Annotated in this window: 10 protein-coding genes; 1 reads left to right on the top strand and 9 read right to left on the bottom strand. The window is 38.1% G+C overall.

The features are described from left to right. Nucleotides 1-67: 67 nt before the first annotated feature. From C1726_RS08175 to C1726_RS08135, 9 genes are all read right to left on the bottom strand, one after another. Nucleotides 68-1768 carry a methyl-accepting chemotaxis protein gene (locus tag C1726_RS08175; RefSeq protein WP_180968140.1) on the bottom strand — a complete coding sequence of 567 codons (1701 nt, stop codon included), beginning with the start codon at nucleotides 1766-1768 and terminating at the stop codon, nucleotides 68-70. 181 nt (nucleotides 1769-1949) lie between these two features. Beyond that, on the bottom strand, nucleotides 1950-2927 hold the full coding sequence (locus C1726_RS08170; protein WP_102272690.1) for an agmatinase family protein: 978 nt from the start codon (nucleotides 2925-2927) through the stop codon (nucleotides 1950-1952). Nucleotides 2928-2929: 2 nt separating this feature from the next. Then, the gene (gene hutI, locus C1726_RS08165; RefSeq protein ID WP_102272689.1) at nucleotides 2930-4189 is read right to left on the bottom strand and encodes an imidazolonepropionase; all 1260 of its coding nucleotides are present in this window, start codon (nucleotides 4187-4189) and stop codon (nucleotides 2930-2932) included. Between the two features lie 2 nt (nucleotides 4190-4191). Then, nucleotides 4192-5865 carry a urocanate hydratase gene (gene hutU, locus C1726_RS08160; RefSeq protein WP_102272688.1) on the bottom strand — a complete coding sequence of 558 codons (1674 nt, stop codon included), beginning with the start codon at nucleotides 5863-5865 and terminating at the stop codon, nucleotides 4192-4194. Between the two features lie 209 nt (nucleotides 5866-6074). Next, nucleotides 6075-6428, bottom strand: a complete 354-nt coding sequence (locus tag C1726_RS08155) for a hypothetical protein (RefSeq protein WP_102272687.1) — start codon at nucleotides 6426-6428, stop codon at nucleotides 6075-6077. Between the two features lie 58 nt (nucleotides 6429-6486). Beyond that, on the bottom strand, nucleotides 6487-7167 hold the full coding sequence (locus tag C1726_RS08150; protein WP_102272686.1) for a PadR family transcriptional regulator: 681 nt from the start codon (nucleotides 7165-7167) through the stop codon (nucleotides 6487-6489). An 18-nt stretch (nucleotides 7168-7185) separates the two neighbouring features. After that, nucleotides 7186-8409: an MFS transporter gene (locus C1726_RS08145; RefSeq protein ID WP_180968139.1), complete on the bottom strand. Its 1224-nt coding sequence runs from the start codon at nucleotides 8407-8409 to the stop codon at nucleotides 7186-7188. A 139-nt stretch (nucleotides 8410-8548) separates the two neighbouring features. Then, nucleotides 8549-10024 carry a response regulator transcription factor gene (locus C1726_RS08140; protein ID WP_102272684.1) on the bottom strand — a complete coding sequence of 492 codons (1476 nt, stop codon included), beginning with the start codon at nucleotides 10022-10024 and terminating at the stop codon, nucleotides 8549-8551. A 203-nt stretch (nucleotides 10025-10227) separates the two neighbouring features. After that, nucleotides 10228-11481, bottom strand: a complete 1254-nt coding sequence (locus tag C1726_RS08135) for a murein hydrolase activator EnvC family protein (protein ID WP_102272683.1) — start codon at nucleotides 11479-11481, stop codon at nucleotides 10228-10230. A 322-nt stretch (nucleotides 11482-11803) separates the two neighbouring features. On the opposite strand from C1726_RS08135, the gene C1726_RS08130 reads away from it, so the two are divergent. Next, nucleotides 11804-12730: a nuclease-related domain-containing protein gene (locus tag C1726_RS08130; RefSeq protein WP_102272682.1), complete on the top strand. Its 927-nt coding sequence runs from the start codon at nucleotides 11804-11806 to the stop codon at nucleotides 12728-12730. Nucleotides 12731-12896 lie beyond the last annotated feature (166 nt).

The following is a 12896-nucleotide window of genomic DNA, read 5'->3' as shown; positions in this document are numbered from 1 at the left end:
TTTTCAAGTAAGGATAAGCAAATAAATAAAAGCAAGCGATTAGATGGGTTCGCTTGCTTGTTTCTCTTTATATTTTAAACCGATTTGCTAGTTTCTCCATCTCATTTGCTGTATGAACAAGCATTTGAATGGCTGCTGACACTTCTTCCATAGACCCCGTCTGTTGCTCAGATGAAAGAGCAACATCCTGCATTTGGCTAGATATCTCCTTTGATATGGTTGCGATATTGACAATCTGCCTATTTGCAGCACCTATTTCCTCCTGAATATCAACTGTCGATGAAAGGACTTGCTCAACTTTTTCACTTAATCCTTTCGTTGATTCCTTTATTTCATTAAAAGAGTGACCTGCATTTTTCACCTTTTCTATTCCAATCTGGACAATCTTATTTCCTTGCTCTGTTAGTTGAACCGCTTCTGTAGTTTTGCTTTCAATCTCAAAAACAATTGTTTTTATACTTTCAATACTCTTTGATGTTTCCTCGGCTAAGGTGCGTATTTCTTCTGCCACAACAGCAAAGCCCTTCCCATGTTCGCCAGCTCTGGCACTCTCAATTGAAGCATTTAGAGCAAGCAGATTCGTCTGTTTAGACACATTCATAATGATATTCAAAATTTCTTTCACTCTAACCGATTTTTCCTTCAGCTCATGCATCGTCTTAGAGACATTTGTTGAACTTAGCCGGATATCGTCCATCTGTTTAATTGATTCTCCAATAATTACATTCCCATTTACAGCATAATCAGAGACTTCATGCGAGTTTTTTGTAGTGATTTTTATCCTTTCTGCTATTTCATTCGTTTGGACGGCAATTTTTCCAAAGATAGCCTGTATATGTTCAGCTTCTATAGCTTGATGATTAGCCGCTTCAGCAACGTTTTGGAAGGTGGCTGATATTTCTTCTACGATATCTACCACTTCTGAAGTGTTGACGGACAGCTCCTCAGTAGATGATGCGACTTCTTTAGAAGTTGATGCGGTTTGAATGAGAGCACTTTTTAGATTTTCTACCATAATATTGAAGTTTTCATTTAAAGCTCGTATTTCTCCTGTAGCTTTAATAGTGGCTGCATCTTTACTTAGATCCCCTTCTGAAATTCTCTTTGTATATTCTGTCAAATGCTTTAATGGCAGAATCGTCTTCCTTACATATAAAATAATAATTGTTCCAGCTGCAAGCAATGAAATGATTCCAACAATGATGGTTGATGATACCATGCTCCAGGTTCTTTCTGTTAGAATCTCCGCATCGAAATCAATCGCACTAATTGCAACAATTTCACCTTGCATATCATGATTTTTAAAAATAGGTGCATACCCGGTCAAGCGTTTCATGCCCGAATAATCGTAAACATCTGAGAATACTGGAGCCTTCGTTTCGAGTAATGTATTCAAAATATCCTTATCAACAGGTGTCATATCCCCAACCTTGATTCCTTGTTTGTCCGATTTTTCATCAGGAACAAGCACTTCTCCCTTGATTGACATAATATATTGGTTTTCAAAAATGGGCTTATGTGCAGTAGTCCAGTCTATCTTTTCACCAAGCTCTAAAGCTTCTGAAGATGTAAGTGAATTTAGACTGTCAATATCATTTTTTGTTAAAAGACCGGTAGTAATATTCGCACATCCAAACAGTTCAATGCCAGCTGATTCCTTAACTTTTAAATAGGTCATTCGATAATTTGCAAATGAAATAACCGTCAAACTTACGAAGATAACAACAGACACAAGACCAATCAGCTTAGTTAGAATGGATCTTTTCAAAGTAACCCTCTTTTCCACATTTAACATAGTAAAAATTTCCTGCTCTGATTATAAATGATTCATTCTACTCAAACTGTTATAAAAGTCACTACTTTTAAAAAAGTTTGGATACTTTTATCGGATTTTGTCGAATATTTGGATAAAAAAAACACGAGGGTGTTTTCACCCCCGTGTTTTATCATTATAGACTGTTAGATTGACAGGCAATGCCCGTAACAAACTGCAGCCATGCATATACACCTGTTTTGACAGTTTCTCCAACGATTGTGTCCTTGCTTGGATCTAAACAAACAAAATCAATATGCCGTACCGCTGAGTTCTTTCCTATTTCAAGCAGTACATCGAATAGCTCTGATGCAGTAAGACCTCCTGGTGTAGATGCCGGGACACCTGGTGCAACAGAAATATCGAGCACATCCATATCCACTGTTACATATATGCGATCCACCTGCTTGGCAAGGCGCTCAAGGGCATCCTGAATAGTTTTTACTACCCCATCTTTTCGTGCCTGCTTTAATGTCACCATTTGAATCTTATGCTCTTTAGCATAATCGACTAATGGCTTCGCGTTAAAATACCCATGTAAACCGATATTTATTACATTTTCACCCTTGACCGCATTTCCATCAATCAATTGCCTAATTGGTGTTCCGTTCGCAGGCCCTAATTCTGCCGGATCTCTTACATCTAAATGAGTATCTAGCTGTAAAATGCCTATTGTATCTTCTGGAAAGGCATCCTTTACTCCCCTAACAGCACAGGCAGTTGTGGAATGATCGCCGCCAATCATACATGTTAAAACATTAGGATAATCTGAGACTAATATTTTAGTAGCTTCCTGAATACGCTGGTGGGATAAAAGGATATCTGTCGTATGCATCACCACATCTCCTGCATCCCCTACACGAATAGATGTTAAATCAATATCCTCATCCAAATTATAAGTAGCATAGCCTTTCCACATTTTCCGGAATTCCGTCGGATAAAGGGATGCTCCTGAAACACTAATAGATGAACGTGAAATAGGCGCTCCGTAAAGAATGAGGTCAGGTGATTCAGCGAATTTTTCTAATGGCTGAACCCAATGATGAACATATGTTGGTTGCTCTTCCTTTTGATTCCATGACCATTCAGGCTTTTGCAGCCAATTATTTTTCATTGTTATCCCACCACCTGAACACCTTTTTTCCAAACCTTTTTAACATGATTAACACCGAATAAATATTGTAATTCCTGATAATTCTTCACGTTCCATAAAACGATGTCCGCTTGTTTTCCAGCCTCTAGTGAACCTACCAGATCCTGTCGGTTTATGGCACAAGCAGCATTATATGTTGCCGCTGTCAGCGCCTCGGCGGGAGTTAGTCTCATCGATATACAAGCTAAATTCATCACGAGCGGCATCGATGTTGTTGGCGAAGACCCTGGATTACAGTCTGTTGAAATAGCTACGGCAACACCCTCATCAACCATTTTCCTGCCTGCTGCTGCCCCTTCACGCAAATATAGAGCTGTTGCCGGAAGAAGGCAAGCAATTGTTCCCGCTTCCGCCATTGCTTTGATTCCTTCATCCGATGCTTTTAACAAATGCTCAGCTGAAATTGCCCCAACTTTTGCGGCAAGTTCTGCCCCTCCGTATGGCTCAATTTCATCCGCATGAATTTTTGGCGTCAAACCAAGCTTTTTCCCCGCTTCTAAAATTCGCTCCGATTGCTCAGGGGTATACACACCCATTTCACAAAAGACATCATTAAATTCTGCTAATTTTTCTTTAGCAACCATCGGAAGCATATCATTAATGATATGCTCGACAAACTCGTCTTCTCTTCCTTTAAATTCTGGAGGTACCGCGTGTGCACCCATAAAGGTCGGAACGAGATCAATCGCATGCGATTCCTGCAATCGCTTCATCATCCGCAATTGCTTAAGTTCTGTCTCAAGGTTCATTCCATAACCGCTTTTTCCTTCAACCGTTGTTACACCATGCCGAAGAAAAGAATCAAGCCTTCGGGATGTCTGCTCAAAAAGCTCTTCTTCGGTTGCTTCACGTGTCATACGTGTTGTTGCATGAATACCGCCGCCAGCATTCATAATCTCCATATAGGTCGCACCTTCAAGACGCATTTCAAATTCACGCTCACGGCTTCCCCCGTATACGACATGCGTATGAGGATCGACTAATCCTGGAGTGACTAAATGTCCTGTTGCATCAACAATTTCTGCTTCATGAGCCCTTGAAGCGTAGCGTTCATCTAGCTCTATCGTTGTTCCGACAGCTTGAACCTTTCCATCCTCCAGCCATAAGCTGCCGTCCTCAATTAATCCTAACTCAGACATGGCTTCCTTTGAACGTGGACCTTTGCTGTTTAATGCAAGTGTAGCAAGCTGCGATATATGTTTAATCCAAACTGGTTTCTTCATTATTACTCATTTCCTTTATTTAGCATTGGGATGTTAACCCCTTTTTCACGAGCTGTATCTATCGCTAAATCATAGCCTGCATCAACATGGCGAACAATTCCCATTCCTGGATCTGTTGTTAATACGCGCTCAAGACGTGCTTCCGCTTCCTTTGTTCCGTCAGCAACAATAACCATTCCCGCGTGCATGGAGTAACCCATTCCAACTCCGCCGCCATGATGCACAGATACCCATGTTGCGCCACCGACTGCATTGATCATCGCATTCAAGATCGGCCAGTCTGCAACAACATCTGAACCATCCCTCATGGCTTCAGTTTCTCTGTTTGGCGAAGCAACAGAGCCTGAATCGAGGTGATCACGGCCAATGACAATTGGCGCTTTCAATTCTCCGCTTGCAACCATATCATTAATAATTTTTCCAAAACGCGCCCGCTCCCCATAACCTAGCCAGCAAATGCGGGAAGGCAATCCTTGGAATTCAATCTTTTCTTGCGCCATGCGAATCCAGTTGCATAAATGCTCATTGTCGCTAAACTCGCGTAAAATGACTTCATCTGTTTTATAAATATCCTCTGGATCACCTGAAAGTGCTACCCAGCGGAAAGGTCCTTTTCCTTCACAAAATTGCGGGCGAATATATGCAGGAACAAATCCAGGGAAAGCAAAGGCATTTTCTACCCCTTCATCCTTTGCAACCTGACGGATATTATTGCCGTAATCAAATGTAACCGCACCTTTTTCCATCATTTCAAGCATGGCTTCAACATGTTTTGCCATAGAGGCTTTTGAAAGCTTCACATATTCATTCGCATTATTTTTTCGAAGTTCTGCCGCTTCTTTTAAAGACATTTTTGAAGGAACATATCCATTTAGAGGATCATGTGCAGAAGTTTGGTCTGTAAGTACATCCGGAATGAAATTACGCGCAATCATTACAGGAAGAATATCTGAAGCATTTCCGATTAGACCAATGGATAGCGCTTTGCCAGAAAGCTTTGCTTCCTGTGCCAATCGAATTGCTTCATCAAGGGAGTCTGTTTTTACATCTGTATATCTTGTTTCAATGCGGCGATCAATCCGACTTTCATCCACATCAATACCAATGCAAACCCCGCCATTCATCGTAACAGCAAGCGGCTGAGCCCCACCCATTCCGCCGAGACCAGCTGTAACCGTGATTGTATGTTTAAGTGTACCATTGAAGTGCTGCTTAGCTAGTTCCGCAAATGTTTCATATGTTCCTTGCACAATTCCTTGAGATCCAATGTAAATCCAGCTGCCAGCAGTCATTTGTCCGTACATCATCAAGCCTTTTTTATCAAGCTCATGGAATGTCTCCCAATTTGCATAGGCAGGGACAATATTCGAATTCGCAAGCAAGACACGTGGGGCATCCGCATGTGATTTAAAAATCGCTACCGGTTTTCCAGATTGAACAAGCAGCGTTTCATCATTCTCCAACTCTTTCAATGATTTTACAATCCCATCAAAGCATTCCCAATTACGTGCCGCTTTCCCAATTCCTCCATAAACAACAAGATCCTCTGGACGCTCTGCCACATCTGGGTCCAAATTGTTCATTAACATACGAAGTGCAGCTTCCTGCAGCCATCCCTTCGTATTTAAATCTGTTCCACGGTAACGTACAACCTTATCATTCGAAATCGTTTTCATTTCAAAATCCCTCCCTTTTCTATATTTTTATTTTATAATGAAATTTCGGATAATTTATTATAAATTAAGAACTTTTTTATATTTTATTGCAGTTATTTTTATTATAACGTCTATTTTTATGATAAAATTCAGTTTCTTTTCATTTTAAATGATTTTAGGATAAATATAGATGAAGGGAGTTTTGAGATCCGGTTTTTCATGGCTACTGATTATTCTTTTTCGAGAAATGGGATGTATGTAGTTCTCATGGCTTCCGTTTTTTCTTTTTTTCTTGTAAATGGGTTGCATGAAGCTCTTATGGCTACCATTTTTTCTTTTTCTCTTGTAAATGGAATGCATGAAGCTCCCATGGCTACCATTTTTTCTTTTTCTCTTGTAAATGGGATGCATGAAGCTCTTATGGCTACCATTTTTTCTTTTTCTCCTGTAAATGGAATGCATGAAGCTCCCATGGCTACCATTTTTTCTTTTTCTCTTGTAAATGGGTTGCATGAAGCTCCCATGGCTACCATTTTTTCTTTTTCTCTTGTAAATGGAATGCATGAAGCTCCCATGGCTACCATTTTTTCTTTTTCTCTTGTAAATGGAATGCATGAAGCTTGATAGAATTAAATATCGTATTTATTCATCATCTATTAAATCTGAAAAATAATGCAAAAAAGTATCTTTAACATCAGTAAAAGTTATACCTTCTTCTGAATGGCTTTCTGTATTTGAATCTTTTGTTAAAATATGTTCGTCCTGATCCCACAAATGTTTGCATCCTTCTACTAATTGAATGGTATCCTCGCACCATTTAATATATTGCAGTTCTTGTTCAATTCCACGCTTTAATACTGCCGAACTTACTATGATCCTAGGCTTCATAATATTTCTTTCTTTTATGCTATTCCACTTTTCCTGAATAATTTCTTTCATCTTTTCTAACCTATACTGACGTTCTTTTTTATACATATTAAGCTTTAGCAGAACCTCATCAACTGGAATATTATCCATAAAAAATGTTTGCATGAGAAAGGCATCTTTTAGTTTCGGTTCTTCAATTGGTCCTATTAACCATTCAACCAAACTATTTCTTCCACTTTCTGTAATTGAGTATACTTTTTTGTCAGGCTTTCCTTCCTGTTGAATCAATCTGCTACTAATCAGTTTCTCTTTTTCTAGCTTGTTTAATTCCGGATAAATTTGCGAAAGATGAGAATGCCAGAAAATACTCATAACATCATCAAATTCTTTTTTTATATCGTACCCGCTTGCTTCCCATTTACTCAATAAGCCCAGAATTCCGTACCGTAATGACATTTCATTCACCCTTCCTAATCAAACAGCATTCATATTCTTACTCTCTTTTATATAACCTTTCCCCAGCTTTGGAATAAAATAGATCCCCAAAATACCTATAATTATTAACACCCCAGAAATTCCAATAATCGTTGTCAGCACCCCTAAGTAATCTATCATGATTCCCACTATGAATATACCTGGCAATGCCATTGAACTTGAAATCATATTATAAAAGCTAAAGGTTCTCGTATAATTTTGTTTAGAAACAATTTCTTGCAGATATGTAACAAATGAGACATTAAAACAGCCTAAAGCGATGCCCTGTAAAAAGAAAAGCGGAAGAATGACAACCCAATTAGTTACAAAAAATAGACTCCCTATACTAACACTCAAAGCAAATAATGGCGGAATTACTAACCACTTTCTTTCAATTTTTTTATATAGCTTAGGTACGACCATTGCACCTAAGGCTATCCCAAGAAGTGACGCAGTACCAATAAAACTTAGATTCTCAACTCCGACCGATAAAACATCATTCAAAAAAGTGATTAATAATAAATCTATTGAGGCTGCAAAAAACATCGCTAAAGCTAAAAAAGTAAAAAGAGGCTTCAGCTGGGAATGCTGACCAATATAGCTTATCCCTCCCCTTATTACTTTCCATTGACTTTGTTTTTCCATTTGCTCTTTCTTCACTATTGGTTTGACACGCTTAATAAAAATAAGCGAGACCAAAAGCATGCATACAGATATTATTAATAATGAAGAAGGCGTGTAGGTTAATTTTATCATTAAAGCAGTAAACACCTGTCCAACAATTTTAACAGCAGTAAATCCTAATTGTAATAGACTGTTAGCTGCTGCGCGATTTTCCTCTTCAACAATATGCGGCAAAAGAGATTGATTAGCTGGAATAAAAAATAGTCCTAATATGCTTAAGATTACTAAAAGAAGATATACCCATTGATAGGCTAAAAATGGAGCAGTTACTAAAAAGAGGACCAGCATGATAACTTGAATAAAATTTGAATAGCCCATTACTTTTTGCAGCGTCTTATTTTCAATCCAAGCGCCAATAGGAATGGCGAAAAGTGTCATGGGAAGGTAAAATGCCACATAAAAAAGCGTAAAAGCACTGCTAGAATTGGATTGAATTTCTATCCATTTTAATAATGAGAAAAAAATAACTGAATCTGAAAGAATACTTAACACTCTGCTTACAAATAAATTCCGAAATGCCCTATTGTTTTTAAGTAACATTTTAGAACCGCCCTTCCAAATTGTTACTTTTATTATATTTAATTCGATTATATATGTAAACATTTATATATAATAATTTATATATTACTGAAAAAAATAAGCCGTACGTATACAGCTCATCCAGTAAAAATATCTTTTTTCATCGTTTAATCCCTGTCCGAAAAACTAAAGGTGTACAGCCTGCATACTGTTTAAACTTTGCATTGAAGTACGTTTGATGAGCATAGCCGATTAATCGTGCTACTTCATCTAATGAAATATCTGTTTCCTGCAGCAATCGCTTTGCCTCACGAATTCTTACTTGATGAAGATGAGTGCGGAAGGTTTGTCCAGATTCAGCTGAAAAGCGCCTGCTAAGCGTACTTTTATTCATACGCAGTCCTTCTGCACATGCTGCTAAATTCCACCCAGCATCCCAATAATTCGATTCAATCATTTCCTGTACTTTCTCCACAAGTGTTCGAGGGCCATCTTGTATTTGCTCTTGGACCTGAATAAGCAATCTCTGTATAAATGTTAGGAGCTCTTTAACAATTTGATAAATAACAGACTGATGAACAATTTGCTTAAAAACCTCATGATAGCCCGCTTCAAGAGCCACACTATGAAGATTATATGCTTTCATATGTCTCCGGATTTGAGCGAGTACACTCGTTAATCGGATTCGAACCATTTCCGGGTCTGGATAAGGACGGTCATATGTTAAAAATTCGCGCTCAACCCACTCTCTTATTGCTTTTATATTCCTAGTTTCCAGCATCTCAATCCATTGGCGCTGCTCGAGTGGCGTAAGAAATGGATCCATCTCTAAAGGCTCTGATTGCTTATTTCCCTCTAAAATAATATCATAGCCTTCAAAAAAGACCCTTTTTGTCAATTGTCTCGTTTGCTGACATGTATTCTTTAGCGATCCTCCGGAGGAATCGATATTAATGACAATTGCCAGCGGTTCATCCATTCTCTCTTTCCACCTTGATAAGAAAGAATGGTAAATTTCCCTAATCGATTCTATTTTTTCATTTTCCTGTACGCATAAAATAAAATCAGATAATGCAAAAAGCTTATGCTGAACTGGAAAGGAATAACGCTGCAGGGCATCATAGACAAACGGCAGCGTCTCATTGTTCGGTGTCAAAAAGGCAACCATTGTTATTGGATAAGATCTATTCTTATCTAACAAAAATAAATCAGGGTAATCAATGGCATACGTGTCTACTTTATCTCCTGCCTGATTCGAGAAAAAATATTGTTCATTTCTTGTTTGATAGCGGATTTGCTGAATATGCTTTTTCAAATCATCAGGCGATATCGGACGAAAAATAACATCCTCTGCACGAAAACGGAGTGCACGGTAGGCAGTTTGAAAAATCCGCTCAGAGGATAGGCCTAACCAGCGAATTCTATACCGTTGAAGCAGCTCACAGAATCCTTCACTGCCCTGCATCCAACTGTCCATATCCAAAATAACAAGGTCCGGTCGCTCATTTTGCACTGCTCCTGAAAATGCTTCCAGTGAATCCCATACAGTCAAACGTATACCAGGAAGATGCGATTCAATCATCCACCGAATTCCTTGTGCCTCTAACGTATCTTTTGCCATCATATGAATATTCATAGTATCTCACCTCAAAAACCATTACTAATCAAACGTTTGATTAGTAGATATGTTCGTATTTTTTCTTAATCAAACGTTTGATTAAGGGCTATGTTCGCATTTTTTACTAATCAACGGTTTGTTTAAGAAGCATACTTACAGTAAATAGAATAGCAAATTAGAAAAAAGCACTACACCTAAATGGTGAGTGCCTTTTCTATAGCTTAATAGTTTACATATCTAAGAGGGTTAACAGAGTTCGATCTGCTTCCATTCCATGGTCCGTGATGGATCTCAAAGTGTAAATGCGGGCCAGTTGAATTACCCGTATTCCCCATATACCCTAGCAGCTGTCCTTTTTCTACGCTTTGTCCATTCGACACTGAGAGGGATTCCATATGACCATATACAGTTGTCATGACTTGTCCATTAATAACATGTGTAATCATAACGACATTCCCATAACTATTGTCATAATTCGCTTTAATTACTGTTCCAGCTGCGGAAGCAACAATTGGAACAGCTTCCGTTCGTCCGCCTTTGCCAATATCAATACCTGAATGCAGTCTGCCCCATCTTTGTCCATAATGAGATGTCAGTCTGCCTGTTGCTGGGTTCATAAATGCTCCATTTGTAATTGCTGGAGGAGCACCAACCGTGTTCCCTTGTTTTTTCGCTTGTTCCTCTAGTTCACGCTGTCTCTTCTTCCACGCTGCTAGCTCACGTTCAATTGCTTTTGCCTGTGCAGCAAGAATTGCCTCTTTATCTTCAAATTCAAGAAGCTCTTCATGCATATGCTGTTCTTCTTTTTCTAATTCTTTATAAAGTTTGCTTCTTTCAGCTTTTTGGCCATCAAGCTTCTTCTTCATTCCTTCAAGATCAGCCAATTTTTTATTTAGTTCTTCTAATTGTTTCTGTGCTTCCGCTTCTTTTTTATCAAGCAATGCCTTATCTTCTTGATGCATGCGTAGTAAATCACGATCTGCTTCCATGAACGAAGTTACCGCACTTACGCGGTTAATAAAGTCACTAAAGCTTTGAGCACCTAATAATACATCTAAGTAATTAATGACTCCGCCATTTTCTTGGATGGAACGGATGCGTTCCTTTAATAGCTCGTCTCTTTTTCTAATCTGCTCCTTAAGGATTGCAATCTCTTCTTGGAGTTTCTTAATTTCCTCTTTTGCATCTACAATTTGTGCTTCTTTTTCTTTTATTTTGTTTTCCGTATCTGCAATAGTAATTTCTATCTTATCCAGCTCTTTTTGAACAGCTGATTTTTCTTCCCCTATTTCTACTAGATCTTCTTTCTTCTGATCAATCTCTGATTGAACATTTGAACGTTTTTCTTGTATTTCCTTCTTTTTATCCTCTAGCTGCTTATTTGTTACTGCATAGGCAGTGTTTGACATAGGCATGAGTAAACTGCTGCTGCCTAATAAGATTCCTATTCCTAGAGCGAGAAATTTACGTTTCAATTTGATCCATGTCTCCTCTCTATTCCTTAAATTTATCTATGTACTTTAAGATTCTATTACTATAGAAGAATACACCTCATTTGTCTATTTTTGGCGGAATTTTACGGGTGATTTATGAGGCAGATTGTAGAATGCTGTATATTATTTTGGGAAATTGAGTCATAATTTGTTGGTTATTCACATCTTTTATATTATAGCATTGTCATTTCTAAATTTAATCACCAAAATTATTACATTTATATTTCAATAGATTTCATCACTTGTACAAAGTGGGAATATTTCATAGAATAGTTGTAAATCTTTTGATTGGAGGATGCTGCCTATGGTGATTAAACCTCGTTATGAGTCAGAGGAATTAAAGCTTTATCGGATTTTGAATAGGCGGATGGAGTTATCTGATGAAGAAGTGCAGCATTATTGGAGCCTTGAAAAGGGATATGAAGGAGAGCTTCAATTTGATGCGTGGCTTGCCGACCTGCCAGGATCAGAGAATTGGTTAATCCTAAATGATTTAATGCTTGAATGCAATCGTTCTACTTTTCAAATTGACTCGCTCCTGCTAGTTGACGAGACTCTCTATTTTTTCGAAGTTAAAAATTATGAAGGAGATGTTTATATCGATGGAAATGGAAGATGGCTTACATTAGCAAAGAAGGAAATCAAGAACCCTTTACTCCAATTGGAACGAAGTGAATCCTTACTTAGGCAATTGCTTCAAAACCATGGTATTAAAACACTTATTGAACCCTATGTAATCTTCATTAATCCCCACTTTCAACTCTATCAAGCTCCCCTCGGTCAACCAATTATTTTTCCCACTCAATTGCAGCGTTTTTCGAAAAAGTTACCAAAGTCATTAATAATAAAAGATCAAAATATTAAGTTTGCTCATCAATTAGTTGCACTTCATTTAGAAGAATCTCCTTACAAAAGATTACCTAGATATACTTACGACAATATTAAAAAGGGAATTAGTTGCGTTTCCTGTAAATCATTGAATGTTAATTACGAGATGGGTACACTAATATGTAATAATTGTGCTTACAAAGAAGAAGTGGAGGCTGGTGTTTTGCGAAGTGTAAACGAGTTTAAACTTCTTAACCCTGATAATAAAATAACCACTGCTTCTATTCATGAATGGTGCAGAATAATTGAATCAAAGAAAACTATTCGACGAATCCTATCAAAGCATTTTATACTTGTGCCTCAGGGGAGAACTTCTTATTATGCTGAATCTCATTTTATTTAAACTTTGTTTTTCAAAAATATAATTTTCGTTACCATTGTTGTCCTTTTTCTCTGTTGGCGGGCACATTTCCTTGCTTTTCGTTCCCACGCTTGCCCTTTTTCTCTGTTGACGGGCATGTTTCCTTGCTTTTCGTTCCCGCGCTTGTCCTTTTTCTCTGTTGGCGGGC

Origin of the sequence: Cytobacillus massiliigabonensis, assembly GCF_900199725.1 — a bacterium.
GTDB classification, from domain to species: Bacteria; Bacillota; Bacilli; order Bacillales; family Cytobacillaceae; genus Cytobacillus; species Cytobacillus massiliigabonensis.
The sequence above is the reverse complement of the archived record's forward strand: the minus strand, read 5'-3'. Positions and strand labels throughout refer to the sequence as shown.